The organism is Microbacterium sp. NPDC090007 (assembly GCF_044748345.1).
Lineage (GTDB): Bacteria > Actinomycetota > Actinomycetes > Actinomycetales > Microbacteriaceae > Microbacterium.
In genome coordinates, this window is sequence record NZ_JBIVFV010000001.1 from 1 (window position 1) to 17,832 (window position 17,832).

Annotated in this window: 15 protein-coding genes; 6 read left to right on the forward strand and 9 right to left on the reverse strand. The window is 72.7% G+C overall.

What is annotated here, in order from left to right:
- Positions 1-88: 88 nt before the first annotated feature.
- Genes ACIPVB_RS00005 through ACIPVB_RS00015 form a run of 3 tightly spaced genes read right to left on the reverse strand, consistent with a single transcriptional unit; the run spans position 89 to position 3,389 of the window.
- Entirely contained in the window at positions 89-1,414 is a 1,326-nt protein-coding gene (locus tag ACIPVB_RS00005; protein ID WP_400365836.1) for a glycosyltransferase family 2 protein, read from the reverse strand.
- On the reverse strand, positions 1,411-2,400 hold the full coding sequence (locus tag ACIPVB_RS00010; protein ID WP_400365837.1) for a hypothetical protein: 990 nt from the start codon (positions 2,398-2,400) through the stop codon (positions 1,411-1,413). The genes ACIPVB_RS00005 and ACIPVB_RS00010 overlap by 4 nt, the downstream gene beginning before the upstream one ends.
- Positions 2,397-3,389, reverse strand: coding sequence for a WcbI family polysaccharide biosynthesis putative acetyltransferase (locus ACIPVB_RS00015; protein WP_400365838.1), 993 nt, complete (start codon positions 3,387-3,389; stop codon positions 2,397-2,399). The genes ACIPVB_RS00010 and ACIPVB_RS00015 overlap by 4 nt, the downstream gene beginning before the upstream one ends.
- 6 nt (positions 3,390-3,395) lie before the next feature.
- On the opposite strand from ACIPVB_RS00015, the gene ACIPVB_RS00020 reads away from it, so the two are divergent.
- Genes ACIPVB_RS00020 through ACIPVB_RS00035 form a run of 4 tightly spaced genes read left to right on the forward strand, consistent with a single transcriptional unit; the run spans position 3,396 to position 7,487 of the window.
- Complete coding sequence (locus ACIPVB_RS00020) at positions 3,396-4,544, forward strand: glycosyltransferase (RefSeq protein ID WP_400365839.1); 1,149 nt, start codon at positions 3,396-3,398, stop codon at positions 4,542-4,544.
- Entirely contained in the window at positions 4,541-5,677 is a 1,137-nt protein-coding gene (locus tag ACIPVB_RS00025; protein WP_400365840.1) for a glycosyltransferase, read from the forward strand. The genes ACIPVB_RS00020 and ACIPVB_RS00025 overlap by 4 nt, the downstream gene beginning before the upstream one ends.
- Positions 5,674-6,678 carry a glycosyltransferase gene (locus tag ACIPVB_RS00030; RefSeq protein WP_400365841.1) on the forward strand — a complete coding sequence of 335 codons (1,005 nt, stop codon included), beginning with the start codon at positions 5,674-5,676 and terminating at the stop codon, positions 6,676-6,678. Before ACIPVB_RS00025 ends, ACIPVB_RS00030 begins: the two co-directional genes overlap by 4 nt.
- Positions 6,675-7,487, forward strand: a complete 813-nt coding sequence (locus ACIPVB_RS00035) for a glycosyltransferase family 2 protein (RefSeq protein WP_400365842.1) — start codon at positions 6,675-6,677, stop codon at positions 7,485-7,487. Before ACIPVB_RS00030 ends, ACIPVB_RS00035 begins: the two co-directional genes overlap by 4 nt.
- Positions 7,488-7,755: 268 nt before the next feature.
- Here ACIPVB_RS00035 and ACIPVB_RS00040 read toward each other — a convergent pair whose 3' ends face one another.
- Genes ACIPVB_RS00040 through ACIPVB_RS00055 form a run of 4 tightly spaced genes read right to left on the reverse strand, consistent with a single transcriptional unit; the run spans position 7,756 to position 12,625 of the window.
- Entirely contained in the window at positions 7,756-9,450 is a 1,695-nt protein-coding gene (locus tag ACIPVB_RS00040) for a glycoside hydrolase family 13 protein (protein ID WP_400365843.1), read from the reverse strand.
- Positions 9,451-9,477: 27 nt separating this feature from the next.
- Complete coding sequence (locus tag ACIPVB_RS00045; protein WP_400365844.1) at positions 9,478-10,404, reverse strand: carbohydrate ABC transporter permease; 927 nt, start codon at positions 10,402-10,404, stop codon at positions 9,478-9,480.
- Entirely contained in the window at positions 10,401-11,315 is a 915-nt protein-coding gene (locus ACIPVB_RS00050; RefSeq protein WP_400365846.1) for a carbohydrate ABC transporter permease, read from the reverse strand. Before ACIPVB_RS00050 ends, ACIPVB_RS00045 begins: the two co-directional genes overlap by 4 nt.
- Positions 11,312-12,625: an ABC transporter substrate-binding protein gene (locus ACIPVB_RS00055; protein ID WP_400365848.1), complete on the reverse strand. Its 1,314-nt coding sequence runs from the start codon at positions 12,623-12,625 to the stop codon at positions 11,312-11,314. Before ACIPVB_RS00055 ends, ACIPVB_RS00050 begins: the two co-directional genes overlap by 4 nt.
- 142 nt (positions 12,626-12,767) lie before the next feature.
- On the opposite strand from ACIPVB_RS00055, the gene ACIPVB_RS00060 reads away from it, so the two are divergent.
- Positions 12,768-13,994 (forward strand): ROK family protein, encoded by a 1,227-nt coding sequence (locus ACIPVB_RS00060; RefSeq protein WP_400365850.1) that lies wholly within the window; start codon positions 12,768-12,770, stop codon positions 13,992-13,994.
- Positions 13,995-14,088: 94 nt separating this feature from the next.
- A complete protein-coding gene (locus ACIPVB_RS00065; protein ID WP_400365851.1) occupies positions 14,089-15,375 on the forward strand; it encodes an alpha-amylase family glycosyl hydrolase in 1,287 nt (428 codons plus the stop codon).
- An 84-nt stretch (positions 15,376-15,459) separates the two neighbouring features.
- Here the strand turns inward: ACIPVB_RS00065 and ACIPVB_RS00070 are convergent, their stop codons facing one another.
- Positions 15,460-16,110: a response regulator gene (locus ACIPVB_RS00070; protein WP_400365853.1), complete on the reverse strand. Its 651-nt coding sequence runs from the start codon at positions 16,108-16,110 to the stop codon at positions 15,460-15,462.
- On the reverse strand, positions 16,107-17,795 hold the full coding sequence (locus tag ACIPVB_RS00075; RefSeq protein ID WP_400365855.1) for an ATP-binding protein: 1,689 nt from the start codon (positions 17,793-17,795) through the stop codon (positions 16,107-16,109). The genes ACIPVB_RS00070 and ACIPVB_RS00075 overlap by 4 nt, the downstream gene beginning before the upstream one ends.
- Positions 17,796-17,832: the final 37 nt, after the last annotated feature.

The window sequence follows — 17,832 nt, forward strand, 5'->3', positions numbered from 1 at the left end:
GGCGAACAAGTAATAAGTTACGCCCGAACCCCCCACCCGTCGAATCGACACCACCCCCCGGGCGTGTCGCACACCAAAAACCCCGGAATCACGCGAAGCGATCCGCCCCGCCCCACCCGCCGAGCCAGGCCTCCACATGGGGCTCCGGGCCGAGCGGATGCAGGCCCGCCACCGTCGTCTCGCTCTCGCCATGCGCCGCATCGGTCCCCCAGCGAGACGAACGGCGAGCAGCGCGTCGCGAGTGCGCCCGACCGAGAAACGCCCCCTCGGGCGAGACGAGGCGGACCCGCCCGGTGTCGGACTCGGACAGGACCGCCAGCGCCGACCGGAGCGACGTCGGATCGAGCACCACGGCGGGTGCGACGAGGCGCAGGACCACCCGCGCGTCGACCGGGTCCGCGACCGGACGGACCCGCGGGTCGTCGTCGAACGCGGCGACGGGAGGGACGGCATCCATCGTCACGACGGAGCGGGGAAAGGCCGCGAGGAAGGAATCGGCGCAGACGAAGGCCGCCGCGGGGGTGAGGGCTCCGGGCACCACCACCTGCAGGTCCGCGCTCCGGGTCAGCACCCCCCGTGCAGCGGAGCCGTCGACGGGGATGCGGCCGGCCAGCAGCAGACTCTGCCGGTTGCCCTCGGCGGCGCGGTCGACGCCGTCGCGTCCGGCCCAGTCGGGCCCGTCGTGCCACGCGACCGCGTCGGGGACATGGGCCAGCACCGCTCCCGACTGCCATGCCCGGTGCGCCCACTCCCAGTCCTCGCCCCCGTACGACGCGAACGTCTCGTCGAATCCCCCGACCTCGTCGAAGAAGGCGCGAGAGCACGCCAGCACCGCACTGATGACGTACCGGTACGAGCGGTCGTCCGCCCGCAGCAGGTCACCGCTGCGCGCATAGGCCTCGCGCAGCCACGCGGGCTCGTCGAGTTCGCGAGCGGGACCGGCGTGCTCGATCGGCTCGGCGGCCGGGACCCCGGTGAGGTCGGCGTGCCGGCGACGGCCGACCGTGACGGCCTCGGGCAGCAGGGCGGGAAGCCGCGACAATCGTCGGACGTACCCGGGTTCGGGGGTGGTGTCGGCATCCAGGAAGCAGAGGACGTCTCCGGTCGCTGCGGCCGCACCCAGGTTGCGGGCTGCGGCCGCGCGGAAGCCCCGGTCGTCCTGTCGCACGACACGCACCCCGTCGGGAACGGCGGGGGCCTGGGGGGAACCGTCGTCGGCGACGATGATCTCGAGCAGCTCGCGGGGGTGATCCTGCCGCGCGAGCGCCGCCAGCGTCCGGGCCAGCTCGTCGGGCTGCGCGTAGTGCGTGACGATGACGCTGACCCGCGGGGGCTGCGGCCGTCGATGCGCGACGAGATCCCAGCGATTGCCCGGGACCCACGGCATCCGGTCGTTCCACTCCACGGGGATCACGCCGACACCTCCGTCCACCACCGCAGGTACGCGCGAGCGCCGTCGGCCCGACCGAAGGGCACGGGGTCGGCGTCGTGCCAGGTCGAGGACGCCTGCCGCCGTGCCGCGGCGACGGCGCGGCCCAGCTCGTCCGCCTCGACGACCGCGAGCGTGCCGGGACGCAGCGCCGCCATCTCGTCGACGTAGCGGTTGCGCACCGAAACCGGCCGCCGGCCCCATCCCACCCACGAGGCGAGAGAGCCCGATGCCGACACGTGACGATGTGCGATCACCGGTACCGCGACGCGGGCGACACGGGCCGACATCTCGGCGTCGTCGAGCCAGCCGGTCACCTCGACCGCGACGCCGGCTGCCTCGGCCCGGCGGACGAACGCGTCGAGATCGGCGGCGTGCCCGTCGGACGCCCGTCCGAGGACGGTCATCGCCGTCATCCCCGCGGAGATCGTCGCCGCGAGCGCCTCGTCGTGACCCTTGCCGGGATAGAAATACCCCAGCACTCCCACGGCGTCGTCGTCCCGCTCGACCCGGACGGCCCGATCGGACACGACGGGCAGGGGGATCACGCCGACCTCGCCGTGCCACACCCCCTCTTCGCGCAGGAGCTCGCGTTCGTGCGCGCTGTTGACGACCACGGCGCGGGAGGCCTCGATGACGGCGCGGTAGAACGCGGCGCGGCGGGGGCGGTTGCGCGGACCGTCGGAGAGCTGCGGGACGTCGTGCAGGGTGACGGTGAGCGGATGCCGTGCGGCCAGCGCCGTGACATGGTGCGTCGCCTCCTCGGGCGACGCCCCCCACAGACGGTCGGTCACGTGCGCGTGCACGGCCGTGCCCGGGGCGAGCGCTGCGACGGCGTCGGGGGTCGTGACCCGCGCGCGGCCGTCGAGACGCACGACCTCGGCCGCCACGTCGCGGGCGTAGACGGCGACGCCGTGCGTGCCGGGGTGCACGAGGAGGACGGGCGGGGCGGCATCCACTCCGGGGGTCATGCGGCAGCGCTCCACGTGCGCAGGAGGGGGGTCAGGCGGTCGACGACCGCGGCCAGGAGAGCCGGGCGCTCGGCGTAATACGCGAGCTGGGCGTCGCGGACGACGTCGGCGGGGACGTTCTCGCCGCCGACGATCCAGTCGGGGCGCGGTGTCGCATCGAGCCCCCACGCGTCGACGACCCACTCCTCCAGCGGCGCCCGCACGGAGGCGAGGATGGGGCGGCCGGGATCGACCTCACGACCCGGAGCCCCCAGAGCCGCGACCAGGCGGGCGCCCAGAGGGAGGAACAGCGCGTTGCCCGGGTGATTGACGGTGCGGGCGAGGTCGTCGACGACCGGTTCCAGCAGATCGGATGCCGCGACGTCGAGGCCGAGCCCCTCGCGGCGCCGCAGCTCGCTCCGCGACGCCGCAGCGATCTCCTGCACCGCGCGCGCCGGGAGCGCGGCGGCCACGTCGAGGCCGGCGGCGCGGGCGACCGTCCGGACGTCGTGATAGGCGACGAGCGGCGGATCCTCGGGGAAATCGGGAAGACGCAGGACCGCCTGGAAGGGATGGAGGCCCGCGAAGCGGACCGCCGGGACGGTCACGGTGCGCGCCGACGAGGGCAGCGAGCGGCGCAGTTGGGCGGTGCCCAGCGGCATCCCGCGATAGTCGTCCCGCACGGGCTGCGCGACGAGGAAGGACGCCCCGGCGAGCAGGCGGTGCAGGCGCCCGGCGTCGTCCGCGGTGAGCTCGTGCACCGCGGGCACGCGCACGGTGGGAAGGGCGTCGGAGGAGATGACCAGGCGCAGCGACTCGGCCTGGCAGTTGCCGACCACCACGCCGTAGCCCTCGGGCGGAAGGACGTCGCCGAAGAACGCCGCGTAGTGGGCCCTGCGCGCTATCACCGCCGCGTCGTGGTCCGCAAGGCTGTGCGCCCGCGCCGTCTCGACACCCATGATGTGAAGGTATCCGTCGGTGTCGTCGTCGTCCCAACCGCCCCGTTGCATTGCGATGTGCCTGGCGATGCGGTACGCGCACCGCCATGCCCGCACGCACGAGGAGGAGAGAAGATCGTCGTCACCACCGTCCCCCCGGTCCGTGTCGCGGCCGTCCCGTCGGCGCACCCGTACGTCGCCGCCGTCACGGACCCGGAGCACGTCCGGCTGCTCGTCGACCCCCCACCCCCGGGTGCACCAGCCGGGCAGTGGTGGCCGCCGCAGGTGCTCCTGCCCGCGTGGCTGCGCGAGAACGCCGCGGATTTCGACCTGGTCCACGTGCATTTCGGGATCGAGTCGTACCGCCCGGACGAGCTGGTCGAGACGGTGGCGATGCTGCGCAGCCTCGGACGCCCCCTGGTGTACACCGTGCACGATCTGGAGAACCCCCAGCTGACCGATCAGACCGCTCACCGCGCCTCGGTCGCCGTCCTCGCCGCGGCGGCGGACGCCCTGATCGCCCTGACCGACACGGCCGCCGCCGAGGTGCACGGCCTCACGGGCCGCACGCCGGAGGTCATCGCCCACCCCACCCTGCTCGACGACGGCGTGCGCCCCGTCGGCACCCGTCACGACGCGGTGCGCATCGGCGTGCACCTGCGCGATCTCCGACCCAACATCGACGGCGTGGGAACGACCGCCACCCTCGTCCGGGCGATCGCGGATCTTCGCTCGCAGGGCGCCCGGGTCGAGGGCGTCGTCCGGCTCAACGAGAACGTCCGCGACGCCGAGGCCGCGGCATCCATCGATCTGCTCGCCCGCGACACCGACGGCATCCGGGTGGAACGCGGCCCACGGCTGGACGACGACGAGCTCGCGGCGTGGCTCGCCGACCTCGACGCGTGCCTGCTGCCGTACCGCCACGGTACGCAGTCGGGATGGGCGGAACTGTGCCACGACCTGGCCGTTCCCGTGATCGGCACGCGCATCGGCCACATCGCCGCGCAGCACCCCGCGCACTTCCACACCTTCGGACTGGGCGACCCCGTCTCGCTCGCTCGAGCCATCCTGGATGCCACCGACCCCGCGTCGTCGATCCCCGGTTCGCCGCAGCGCGCGGCCGAGGTCGACCGTCGACGACAGGATCGCACGGCGGAGCGCGACGCCGTCCGTGCCGCCCACCTCGACCTCTACCGCGCGGTGCTGTCGACGGAGGCCGCGGCGTGATCCGGGCGCAGCGGCCCCTGCGCGTGCTCGTGGTCGCCCCCAGCCGATACCCCCTGCGCCAGCCGCACGCCGGGGGCCTGGAAGCCTGCGTGTGGGATCGGGTGCGCTGGCTGCGCGAGCGCGGTCACGATGTCACCCTGTGCGCGGCGGACGGGAGCGACTTCCTCGGCGACACACCCGAGTTCCGTCTGCCCGTGCCCGAATGGACACGCCCCGAGGACGCCTCGGACACCGAGTACCCCACCGGTTACGGCCCGGCCGTCGACGCCGCGTACGACGCCGCACGGGACCGCCTGCTCGCCGATCGGCACCTGTACGACGTGGTCGACAACCACAGCCTGCATCCCGCCCCGATCCGGTGGAGCCGCGAGGCCGGGATCCCCGTCGTGACGACCCTGCACACGCCGCCGCTGGAACCCCTGCTCGAAGCCGCCGCCGAGGTGCGCGACAGCCCGCACCGCTTCGTCGCGGTCAGTCAGGCCACCGCGCGCGCGTGGTCGGTCGAGGGGGTCGACGCCTTCGTCTTCCCCAACGGCATCGACACCGACCAGTGGTTGCGCGGGGACGGTGGCACCTCGTGGGTGTGGTCGGGTCGGGTGGTGCCCGAGAAGGCCCCTCACCTGGCCATCGAAGCCGCACGCGCGGCCGGGGCGCACCTCGTCCTCGCGGGCCGGATCGGCGACGTGGACTACTTCGAGCAGGAGATCGTGCCCCGCCTCGGCGTCCACGCGCGCTACGTGGGGCCACTTCGCCAGCCCGACCTGTGCCGACTCGTCGGGTCGTCGGCCGTCGCGCTGGTGACCCCGATGTGGGAGGAGCCGTTCGGCCTCGTCATCGCCGAGGCCCTCGCGACCGGCACCCCGGTCGCCGCCTTCGACATCGGAGGGGTCTCCGAGGTGCTCGCCGGCATGCCCGGCTCGGCCACGGTCACCCCCGGGGACGTCGTCGCGCTCGCCCAGGCCGCCGCTCGTCTGGCCGCGGAGGGCGCCGCCGAGCCCCTCACCCGGGTGTGGACACGGCGGGCCGCGGTCCGCCAGCACTCCCTCGCGCAGCGCTACCGCGAGGTGGAACGCGTGCTGGCCCACACGGCCCTGCCCGTGGCCGCGCGACGTGTGCCGGCGGTGTCGTGGTGATCGGCTGGTACGTCCACCACCACGGTCACGGCCACGTCGCGCGGTTCCTCGCGGTGCAGCCGCACCTGCGCACTCCCGTCACGGCCTTCTCGTCGATGGAGCGGCCCGCGGGCCTGCCCCCGCACGTCGAGTGGATGCAGCTGCCCCCGGACGCCGATCCCTTCGACGGCCCCGACGGCTCGATCATGGACCCCCGGCACGCGGATCCGACGGCACGCGGGCATCTGCACTGGGCTCCGCACGGGCACCCCGGCCACCGCGCCCGGCTCGCCGCCATCGCCGCAGCCGCCGTGGACCGCGCCCTGCAGGCGTTCGTCGTCGACGTCAGCGCCGAGGTCGTCGCCTTCGTCCGGCTGCTCGGGCTGCGCACCATCGCCGTCACCCAGCCGGGAGCACGCACCGACGCCCCGCACGCGCTCGCCTACGACCTCGCCGACCGCATCGTCGCGCCGTGGCCGCACGGCGCCGTCCCGACGGACGGCTTGTCGGCGCACGGCGACCGCGTGATGTGGACCGGGGGGATCTCACGCTTCGACGGCCGCGAGCCCGCCGACGCCCCCGACGAGCGCTCGGTGCTGATGCTGGGCCGCGTGCTCGAACCGGAGGTGCGCCACGAGACGACCGCGCGCCTGCGCGACCGCGGGTGGACGGTGACGTCGATCGGCCACGACGAGTCCTCGCGGATCGACGATCCCTGGCCGCTCCTGGCCCGGACCACCGTCGCGATCAGTGCGGCCGGGCAGAACAGCGTCGCCGACCTCGCCGCCGCCGGGACCCGCGCGGTGGTCATCGCGCAGGAGCGCCCCTTCGACGAGCAGGAGCACACGGCGACCGCCCTCGAGCGCTGGGGACTCGCGCGCCGCGCGGAGGCGTCGGTGCAGCCCGCGGAGCTGGTCGACCTCGTCGAGCGGGCCGCGGGCGACCGCCCGCAGTGGCGGAGCTGGCAGGTCGCGGGCGCTGCGCCCCGCCTCGCCTCCGCCGTCGAGGCGGTGCTGCCGTGAGGACGGCCGTCATCACGGTCGCCTCCTCGGCACGCCGGGAGCACCTCGAGCGCCAGCGACGCGTGCTCGCCGAGGTCGCGGGCGACATCGTGCGCGTAGAGGCCTGGCTGGACGAGACACCGCCGGACGGCATCCCGGATGCCGCCGCCCTGGCGCTTCACGTCCCCCCGGGGCCTCACGGGCTCCGCGTCGGCGAGGGCCGGAATCGGGCCGCCGCCGCGGCCGTCGATGCCGGGGCGGAGCTTCTGGTGTTCCTCGACGTGGACTGTCTGCCGGGCCCGGAGCTCTTGCCCGCGTACGCCGCCGCCGCCGCTGCGCACCCGGACGCGCTGCTCGCGGGAGCGGTGACGTATCTGCTGAGCGTCCAGCGCCCCGCACGGGCCGATGACCTGCCCTTCCTCGTGCGCCCCCACCGCGCCCGGCCCGCGCTGCGGGCGGGCACGACCCGCGCGGCGACCCCCGCGGAGTACGACCTGTTCTGGTCGCTGTCGTTCGCCGCGACCCCCGCGACCTGGAGCCGCGTCGGCGGGTTCCACTCGGAGTACCAGGGTTACGGCGCCGAGGACACCGACCTGGCCTGGACCGCGCGGGCAGCCGGCGTCGACCTGCGCTGGGTGGGCGGTGCCGACGCCTTCCACCAGTGGCATCCCGTGTCGTCGCCCCCGTGGCAGCACCTCGACGACATCCTGCGCAACGGCGCGGCCTTCCACCGTCGGTGGGGCGAGTGGCCGATGGGCGGTTGGCTCGAGGCCTTCGCTGCGGCCGGCGCGATCGAGCGGCGCGGCGACGGCTGGGTGCGCACGGGCTGATCCGTCGCCCATCGCCGCCGACGAGCGGCGCGGCTGCCGCGTGCTCGCCGCACGCGACCGACGGCCGGGGTGATCGGGCTCCGAGAGCCCGCGCGGTGGCGGGGCAGCGCCCGCCGGCTGACCTCGGGCGCCGCCCGGGGCGTCGAGTGGCCACGAGACCCGGGGCGTTTCGGAATCGGTCCGGATGTCGTGGACGGCCGACGTGCGCGGCGGGCATGCCGCCGGACGCCGAGAAGCCCCGGCGGGACCGCCGGGGCTTCTCGGGTCCTCACACGCGGCGCAGCCAGACGGTCGTCTCGCCGGGAAGGGTGTCGCCGTCGAGCGGGCGGCTCGACAGCAGCACCTCGCCGGCCGGCAGCGCGGCGGGCTCGACGCCGAAGTTGGTCACCACGGTCCACCCGTTGGGGCGCTGGAACGCGACCACGTCGCGCTCGTCGCCGTCGACCCACTCGAGCCGCTCCTCGGTCTGCCACTCGTGCCGCAGCTCCAGCGCGCGACGGTAGAGCGACAACGTCGACGACGCATCGCCGTCCTGCACATCGACGGCGGCGGCGGCGAACCACTCGGGTTGCGGAAGGTGCGCACCGCCGTCGCCGAAGCCGAACGCCGGGGCCGACGCGGACCACGGCAGGGGCACACGGCATCCGTCCCGCCCCAGATCGACGTCTCGATTGCGGAAGAACGTCGGATCCTGACGCTGGTCATCGGGGATCTCGGCCACCTCGTGCAGCCCCAGCTCCTCGCCCTGGTACAGGTACGCCGAGCCGGGCAGGCCCAGCACGAACAGGGCCGCGGCCCGCGCACGGCGTCCGCCCCGCTCGGCGTCGAGCGCCGGAGTGCGCCCGCCCGAGAGCAGCCACTCGTTGCCGTGCTTGAGGGTCGGCCGCCCCTCGGCGTCGCGCTCGGCATCCGGGAGCCCGTAGCGGGTGGCGTGGCGCACCACGTCGTGGTTGGACAGCACCCACGTCGTGGAGGACCCCGACTCCGTAGCGAGCGCGAGGTTGTCGGCGACGATGCGGCGGAACTGGCCGGCGTCGAAGTCGGCCTCGAGCAGGTCGAAGTTGAACGACTGACCCAGGCTGTCGGCGCTGGCGTACAGCGGCACGCGCGAGGGGTGCACCCATGCCTCGGCCACGGCGGTGCGGGGCGGGTCGTAGGAGTTGAAGACGGCCCGCCACTCGGCGTAGACCTCGTGCACGTCGTCGCGGTCGAGCAGCGGGTGGCTGCCGTCGATCGGCATCGCCTCCAGCTCGGCCCGCGAGGGGAGGGGCTCGCGGAGATCCTTGGTGAGCATGTGCGCCACGTCGATGCGGAATCCGTCGACGCCCCGATCGCTCCAGAAGCGCAGGGTCTCGACGAAGTCGGCGCGCACCTCGGGGTTCGCCCAGTTCAGGTCGGGCTGCGAGACGTCGAAGTTGTGGAAGTACCACTGCCCGTCCGCCACGCGCTCCCACGCCGCTCCGCCGAAGACCGAGACCCAGTCCGTGGGCGGCTCGGCGCCGTCGGGACCCGTACCCTCGCGGAAGATGTACCGCTCTCGCGCGGCCGAACCGCGACCGGCGGCGAGCGCCTCCTGGAACCACGCGTGTCTGTTCGAGGTGTGGTTGGGGACGATGTCGACCACGACACGGATGCCGTGCGCGTGCAGCTGCGCGATGAGCTCGTCCATGTCGGCCAGGGTGCCCAGGCGCGGGTCGACGTCGCGGTAGTCGGCGACGTCGTAGCCGCCGTCGGCGAGGTCGGACGGGTAGAAGGGGCTGAGCCAGACGGCATCCACCCCCAGTTCCGCCAGGTAGGGAACACGGGAGGTGATGCCGGGGATGTCGCCCAGGCCATCGCCGTTCGTGTCGGCGAAGCTGCGGGGGTAGACCTGGTACACCACGGCCTGGCGCCACCAGTCGGGGGCGTCGGAGAGGTCGCGAGAGTGCGGAGCGCGTTCGGAAACGGGTGCGGACGTGGTCACGGTTGTCCTTTCGGGGGGGGTGGTGGATCAGCCCTTGACGGCGCCCTGCGTGACACCCGCCATCACCCAGCGCTGGGTGAAGAGGTAGGCGACGATCGCGGGGGCCATGGCCATGAGGTACGAGGCGAAGGCGACGTTGTAGTTGTTGCTGAACTGCGTCTGGAAGAGGTTCTGACGCACCGGCAGGGTCTGCAGAGCCGGATCGCTGATGATGAGCGAGGGCATCATGAAGTCGTTCCAGGCGTACAGGAAGGCGAAGATGCCGACCGTGGCGCTCATCGGGGCCAGCAGCGGGAAGATCAGCTGCCAGAACGTCTGCCAGGTCGACGCCCCGTCGATACGTGCACTCTCTTCGAGCTCGAGGGGAATCGAACGCAGGAACGCGGTGAACAGCAGCACGCTGAAGCTCAGCTGGAACATCGTGGCGAGGATGATCACGCCCACGGGGTTGTCGAGCCCGAGGCGTCCGGTGAGCTGGATCTGCGGCAGTGCCACCACCGGGAACGGGATGAACATCGCGGCGAGCAGGTAGAAGAACGAGTAGCGGAAGAGCTTTCGGTCCCAGTTGCGGGCGATCGCGTAGGACGCGAACGCGGCCAGGACGATCGTGGCGATGACGGTCCCCGCTGTCACGAGCAGCGAGATCGCCAGTCCGACGGGGAACCTCGTCAGCGTCCACGCCTGGACGAAGCCGTCGAAGCTGATCGGCGAGGGCAGTGAGAACGCGTTGCCGTCGACCACCTGCGTCCCGCTCTTGAGCGCCATCGAGACCGTGACGTACAGCGGCAGCAGCACGGTCAGCGTGCACAGCACGAGGATCGTCGTCGTCGACCAGGTGACGCGTTCGCCGCCGACACGGCGGCCGGGCCGACGCGGGGCGTCCGGGCCCCGCCGATCGGGAACGGAGAGCTCCGCCTGTTCGACGGCGAGGGCGGGCTGATTGAGGGCGGTCATGACAGGGTGTTCCTTCCCCGGGTCAGCGAGAGCTGCAGGAGCGAGATGACGACGGCGACCACGAAGAAGAGCGCGGCATTGGCCATCTGGTAGGCGTAATCGCCCCCGTTGAATCCCAAGATGATCGACATCGCGACGCTGCGGGTCGCGGTGCCGGGGCCACCGCCGGTGAGACCGACGATGATGTCGTACGCGTTCAGGAAGCCCTTGAACCCGAGGATGACGTTGATCACGACGTAGCCGGCGACCAACGGCAGCGTGATGCGCAGGAGCTGCTGGGTCTTGCTCGCCCCGTCGAGGCCCGCAGCCTCGTACACGTCGCCGGGTACCGCGAGGAGCCCCGCGATGTAGATCAGCAGCGTGCCGGGGATGGCCTGCCACGCGGTGACGACCACGATCGCGACCCAGGCGAGATCGGGATTGGCGAGCAGGCTCGTCTCGAGCCAGGGGAGGCCGAGAGCGGTCCCCGCGGCGGGGACGGAGTTGCTGAAGAGGAAGTTGAAGACGTAGGCGATGATGATGCCCGAGATCACCATCGGGATGACGAACACCGTTCGCAGCGCCTTCTTGAAGCGGATCTGCGCCGTCAGGCCCACCGCGAGCAGGAAGGCCGCGACGTTGACGACGACGACCGTGGCGATGGAGAACCCGAAGGTGAACAGGTAGGCCTGCAGGATCGCCGGGTCGCTGAAGATGGCGATGTAGTTCGTGAGCCCGGTGAAGTTCCACTCCCCCAGCCCGATCGAGTCGGTGAAGCTGAAGAAGATGCCGATCAGACCGGGCACCGTGATGGCCAGCGTGAACAGCACGAGGGTCGGGACGAGGAAGAAGTAGTAGATCGGTTCGACCCGGCGGGTGCTGCGACGCGCGGTCGCCTTTCCCCCCGTCACGATCGTGGTGGTGGTGGTCATCGCGCGGCCTCCTCGCCAGCGGCATCCGTCGTCGAAGCCGGGGGCTGGCGGAACGCCAGACGCGACCAGTCCTCGTCCATGGTGCGCAGCGTCGTCTCGGGCGCGGCGCCGAAGATCATCGCCTGCGCGTAGTTGAAGGTGGGGATGGTCTTGGGCACCAGGACCGACGCGCCCTGGTAGATGCGGCCCTCGTCGTAGTACGGGATCATTCCGGCGACGCGCGGATCGCTCGGCGACGGGGCGTCGTCCGTCGGGGCGAAGCCCAGCTGCGACTCGTTGTACGCCTCGATCACCTCGGGCCGGTACAGGTATTCGAGGAAATCGCGAGCGGCATCCTGATGGCGCGAGGCCTCGGGGATGATCGCGGCGAGGTCCATGTTCACGCGGACCTTGAGGTCGGCGGGGTCGTCGGTCATCGGCAGCGGGAACGTCCCCACCGGCAGGTCGGGAGCGGTCTTGGCGATCTCGCCGAGCGCCCACGGTCCCTGCAGGTACATCGCCGCCTCGCCCTGGGCGAAGGCGAGATTGCCGTCACCGTACGCCCGGCTCTCGGCATCCGCGTTGGTGTAGTTCTCGGCCAGATCGAGCATGCGCTGCATCGGCTCGGTGAAGTCCTTGGCGAACGACACCGCGGAGTCGGGGCCGACCTGGGCGCCCTCTGCGGCGAGGGCGTCGAAGAAGTCGATGACGTCGAGCGAGCCGCCGACGGAGTAGTCGTACCAGCCCTGGGCGACCGTCCAGTCGTCCTTGAAGGTGCCATAGAACGGGGTGACGCCGTTCTGCTCCAGCGTGTCGGCGACCTGGATCAGTTCGTCGTACGTGGTGGGGACCTCGAGTCCCAGCTGCGCGAAGATCTGCGTGTTGTAGATCACCGATGCCGCCATCACCGAGTACGGTAGCGCGCTCGTGCGTCCCTCGCAGGAGCCGTACTGGTCCATGAGGGGCTGCAGGTCCCGGCGAACACTCTCGGCCGCGGCGGTGCCGCTGAGGTCGCTCAGGGCGCATCGCTGCACGAAGCGGGCCACCTCGTAGTTGTAGTTGGCGAGCATGATGTCGGGCGGGTTGCCGCGTACAAAGCTCGCCGACACGACGTCGACACCCGAGCTGTCCATCTCGACCCGCACCTGGTCCTGCGAGGCGTTGTACTGCGCGACGACGTCGTCCATGAAGGACAGCGCCTCACGCTTGCTGAACGTGAAACGGATGGTCTCGCGCCCGTCGGCGGAGCACCCCGCGAGCAGACCCGCTCCGAGCACCCCCACCGCGGTCGCCGCGATCCATCGTCGCCCCGCCCTGGTCTTCGTCGACACCTGGCTCCTCCTTCGCTGCGCTGCGAATACGTTGTGCTGGCGACTAAATCTAGTCGCCAAATCAATGTCGTGCAGGCAGTATTGCATCGGACCGAACACCGGTCAAGGGCGACGATGCGACCCAGAGACGGGATGGATGCCGATGGATGCCACGACCGCGACACCCTCGTTGCGGCGCCACAGCCTCGACGTCGTCCTCCGCCACGCCTGGCGGGTCGACGCCTTCACCGCGAGCGACGTCATCGCGGCGATCGGGGTCACGAGGTCGACCGCGATCGACGTCCTGGACGAGCTCACCGCGCGACGCCTGCTCAGCGAGATGCCGAACGCCCGCGCCGTGGGCGAGTACTCCAAGGGCCGTCCCGCCCGACGCTTCGCCTTCCGCCCCGACGTCGGCGTCGTCGTGGGTGTCGACGCCGGCCGCGGACACCTCACGACCACGGTCGCCGACCTCCGCGGCGACACGATCGCGACCTCGCGGCTCACCGTCGACCCCGAACGGGACTCCCCCGAACGCCGGCGGCGAGCCGCCGAGGCCACCGTCGACGCGACCCTGACCCGCGCGCGACGCCGTCGCTCCGACATCGTCGCGCTGTGCGTGGGCGTGCCCGCACCCGTCGACCGCGCGGGCCGCTCCCCCGTGCACCACGACCGGTTCTGGGAGCGCATGAATCCCGGCTTCGTCGACACCTTTTCGTCGTGGTCGCCGGTGGTCCGCGTCGAGAACGACGCGACGCTCGCCGCCGTCGCCGAACACGCGCGCGGGGACGCGGTCGGCTGCGACGATTTCATCGCCCTGCTGGCCGGCGAGCGCTTCGGTGCCGGCATCTTCGTCGACGGCCGCCTTCTCCGGGGCAAGCACGGCGGTGCGGGCGAGACCGTCGCCTTCGACCGGGTCCGCGGCGTCGGCGGCGCCGAGGGGCTCGCCCCGCGCTGCGTCGCCGCCGCCCGGGCCGCCCTCGCCTCCGGCGCCCTGCCCGCGGACAGCCCGCTGCGGGATCTCGACCCCGACCGCATCGACGCCAAGACCGTGCTCGACCTCGCCGCGACCGGCGACGCGGGAGCCCTCGCGATCGCCCGCGAGGTCGGCGCGGCCCTGGCCGGCGTCGTCGGAATCTTCGGCAGCCTCTTCGACCCCGATCGTGTGATCGTCTCGGGCGCCATCGCCGAGGGCGCCGACCCCATCATCCGTGCCGCCGTCGACGCGCTTCCGCGCGCCGTGGACCTGCCCGCACCCCGGATCCTCGCCTCCACCCTCGGTGCCGACATCGTCTCGATCGGCGCGGTCGCAGCCGCCGTCGACGCCGCCCGGGACAACGCGCTCGATCTGCCGCTGTTCGCCCCGACGGCGGACCGCGCGCGGGCGTGACCCCCGGCATCCGCGCCGCCACAACCCCCCGATCACCCGCCGCGGACGAGATAGCGTCGAGATCCCGGCACGACCCCCGGGCCGAGGAGACGCCATGCCCGAATGGCCCGAACACGTCATGTGGTGGCACGTCTACCCGCTCGGGTTCGTCGGCGCGCCCATCCGTGACGGCGTGCAGCCCGACGCCGACGTCGTGCACCGCCTCGACCGCCTCGAGCCGTGGCTCGACCACGTCATCGGACTCGGCCTGAACGGACTGCTGCTCGGGCCGGTGTTCGCCTCGGAGACGCACGGCTACGACACGGTCGACCACTTCCGCATCGATCCGCGCTTGGGAGACGACACCGACATCGACCGACTGCTCTCGAGCGCTCGAGAACGAGGCATCCGCGTCCTCTTCGACGGGGTCTTCAACCATGTCGGCCGCGCGCATCCCGCGTTCCGGGAAGCGACCGAGGACGCCCCGCCGCTGTTCCGCGGTCGATGGGAGCACGGTCGGTTGGAGGCCGAGGTCTTCGAGGGCCACGACGCGCTCGTCGCCCTCGACCACTCGTCGCCCGCCGTGGCCGATCTGGTGGTCGAGGTCATGTGCCACTGGCTCGAGCGCGGCATCGACGGCTGGAGGTTGGATGCCGCCTACGCCGTGCCGCCCGCGTTCTGGGCCGACGTGCTCCCGCGCGTGCGCGAGCGCTTCCCCGAGGCGTGGTTCCTCGGGGAGGTCATCCACGGCGACGGGCCCGGTCTCGTGCGCGCGTCGACGATGGACTCCCTCACCCAGTACGAGCTGTGGCAGGGCATCTGGCACGGGATCTCCGACGCGAACCTGTTCGAGCTCAGTCACGCGATCGAGCGGCATGACGCCCTGCTCGCCACCTTCGCCCCGCAGACGTTCGTCGGCAATCACGACGTGACGCGCATCGCCTCCGCCGTGGGCCGCGCTGCCGTTCCGCACGCGCTCGCGGTGCTGTTCACCGTCGCCGGCACGCCGTCGGTGTACGCGGGCGACGAGTACGGGTGGACCGCACGCAAGGAGGAGCGCGAGGGCGGTGACGATGCGGTGCGGCCGGAGTTCCCGGCATCCCCCGACGCTGTCGAAGACGCGGACGCGCGCATCCTCGAGGCCCACCGCGCGCTCATCGCCCTGCGCCGACGCAAGCCGTGGTTGTGGCGCGCCCACACCGACGTGGTCGAGGTGGCGAATGCGTCGATCGTGCTGCGCACCGCGGTCGAGGGCGACGCGGTGGTGGTCGCGCTGAACATCGGTGACGAACCGGTGTCGCTGCCGGCCGCCGACGCGCGCACGGTCGTGACCGGCGACGGGACCCTCGTCGAGGGCCGGGTCGAGCTCGGCCCGCGCGGATGGGCGGTACTGGAGGGCTGAGCCCCCTCGCTCGGGCTGCGCAGCCCGGCGGAGGCACCGGAGCGCTCCGTCGGGCCCGGCGACCGCGCGGCCCCGCCTGCTCCGTCAGCCCCCCGCGCGGAAGCGGTGCTCGGGGCGCCCCGTGCTGCCGTAGCGCAGGCCCACCTGCACCACTCCCCGCTCGGCGAGCGCGGTCAGGTGGCGCTGCGCCGTGGCGCGTGAGACGCCGATGCGCTCGGCGACCTCGGCCGCCGACGCCTCGTCGGTCCCCAGCGCGGCGAGCACGCTCTGCTCCGTCGTCGAGCGCGCCAGCGAGGGCCCCTCTCGCTCACCGCGCATGACGGCGGCCGCGCGGTCGACGTCGTCCTGCGACAGGGGGCGAGCACCCGAGAGCAGGTTGCGGTATCGCGCGAAACGGTCGAGCCGCTCGGCGAGCACGCGGGTGTCGAACGGCTTGACGAGGTAGGCCAGCGCCCCGGCCGAGAACGCGCGGCGGACGGTCGCGGCATCCGTCGCAGCCGACAGCACGAACGCGTCGACGCCGAGGGAGCGCACCAGCTCGATGCCGTCGCCGTCGGGAAGATACACGTCGGCGAGCAGCAGGTCCGGGGCCTGCGCAGCGACCGCAGCGCGCGCCTCGCCGACCGTGCGCGCCGCATCCAGGGCCACGAAACCCGGACGCGCGGCGACGGCGTCGCGGTGCAGCCCCGCCACCCGGAAATCGTCGTCGACCACCAGAACACGGATGCCGCTCACGCGCCCTCCCCCTCTCTCACCGTCGGCACGGGCGAACGACGCACGCCCGGCAAGCGGGCCGCGACGACCGCGCCGCGCCCCGCGCCCCCCGCGTCGACGACCCACACCTCGCCGCCGCGGCGGCGTGCGAACTCGCGCGAGAGCGGGAGCCCGATGCCCAGGCCGTGGACGGCATCCGCGTCGTCTTCGCGATCGCGGGAGGCGAAGACGGCCTCGACGTCGGCGATCCCTCCGCCCGAATCGGACACCGTCACCACGACGGCGTCCGCGTCGTCGAGGACGCTCACCTCCACCGCGCGGGGCGGCGGGGCCGAGGCCGCGGCCGTCACCGCGTTGTCGATCAGGTTGCCGAGCACCGCGACCACGTCCTCGACGTCGTCGATCGGGCTGCGCGCGAACGTGTCCTCGGCCACGCGGAGCGTGACGCCGCGCTCGCGCGCCGACAGCGCCTTGGCGCCGAGGAACGACTGCAGCATCGCGTCGCCGACGAGCTCGATGCCGGGGACCGCCCAATCGACCGACCCGCGGTCCACCAGATCGGCGAGGAAGGCGCGCGCCTCGTCGACGCGACCGGCGTCGACGAGGCCGACCGCGGCGTGCAGCCTGTTCGCGTTCTCGTGTCGCTGCACGCGCAGCGCATCACCCATCGCGCGCACACTGTCGAGTCGGCCGGACAGCGCCATGACGTCGGTGCGATCGCGCAGGACGGCGACCCGCCCGAGGGCTCGCTCGCCCCGGCGAACCGGTCGCACATCGACGAAGACGACCCGGTCTCCCAGCGGGAGCCCCGCCGAGGCGCCGACCCGCGACAGGGCGGCGGTGACGGCCTGCGGCAGTCCCAGCGCGTCGACGCGGCGCCCCACGGCATCCGTGATCCCGAGCATCCGCTCGGCGGCGGTGGTGCACACGCGAACGACACCGGCGTCGTCGAAGGCGAGCACGCCCTCGTCGGCACCCTCGAGTACCGCGGTCTGCGTCTGGACGAGCGCCACGAGCTCTTCGGGCTGCACCCCCAGGGTGAGGCGTTCCCACCGTCGGCGCATGAGCAGTGCGGCGATCGAGCCGATCCCGACCGCGAGGGCGACGGCCACCGCGATCCCCGCGATCAGCGCCGGCAGACCATCGAACACGCTCGCCCGCTCGAAGCCCACGCTCACCTCACCGACCGGCGCTCCGCCGGCGGGGGGATAGATGGGCACCTTGGCGCGGGCGGACTCTCCGAGCGTCCCGGTCTCCCACGTGACGACCTCGCGTCCGGCCAGGGCGTCGGCGAAGCTCGTACTGACGACCTGGCCGAGGCGGTCGGGATCGGGGTGGGCGAGACGGATGCCGTGATCATCGGTGATCACGACGAACAGGCCCTGCGTACGGCTCGTCACGTCGGCGGCGTACTGCTGCAGGGCCCCGTCGCGCAGGTCCGCGGCCGCGGGCGTGCCGGGGTCGGCGGAGAAGGTCGTCACGAGCGCGCGGACGTCGGGGGCCTCGGCGACGGAGCGGGCGATGTTCAGCGCCGACGAATCGGCCTCGGCCCGCAGCTGCTGCACCCCCAGCCACGCGAAGACCGCGGTGCACACGGCGACCACGACGAGTTGCGTGGCGACCTGGACGACGAGCATCCGCGTGGCGAACCGCATGCGCACCTCCCGCTCGGCGACGACGTCGTGCGCGAAATGCGCAGAACACACGGTACGCGCACAACGCCCCTCAATGCGAGCAAGAGCG

Bases quoted from the DNA above. Each gene is read 5' to 3' on its own strand.
- ACIPVB_RS00015 (WP_400365838.1), bottom strand. From the start codon at position 3,389: ATGCAACGGGGCGGTTGGGACGACGACGACACCGACGGATACCTTCAC.
- ACIPVB_RS00065 (WP_400365851.1), top strand. From the start codon at position 14,089: ATGCCCGAATGGCCCGAACACGTCATGTGGTGGCACGTCTACCCGCTC.
- ACIPVB_RS00045 (WP_400365844.1), bottom strand. From the start codon at position 10,404: ATGACCGCCCTCAATCAGCCCGCCCTCGCCGTCGAACAGGCGGAGCTC.
- ACIPVB_RS00060 (WP_400365850.1), top strand. From the start codon at position 12,768: ATGGATGCCACGACCGCGACACCCTCGTTGCGGCGCCACAGCCTCGAC.
- ACIPVB_RS00010 (WP_400365837.1), bottom strand. From the start codon at position 2,400: ATGACCCCCGGAGTGGATGCCGCCCCGCCCGTCCTCCTCGTGCACCCC.
- ACIPVB_RS00050 (WP_400365846.1), bottom strand. From the start codon at position 11,315: ATGACCACCACCACCACGATCGTGACGGGGGGAAAGGCGACCGCGCGT.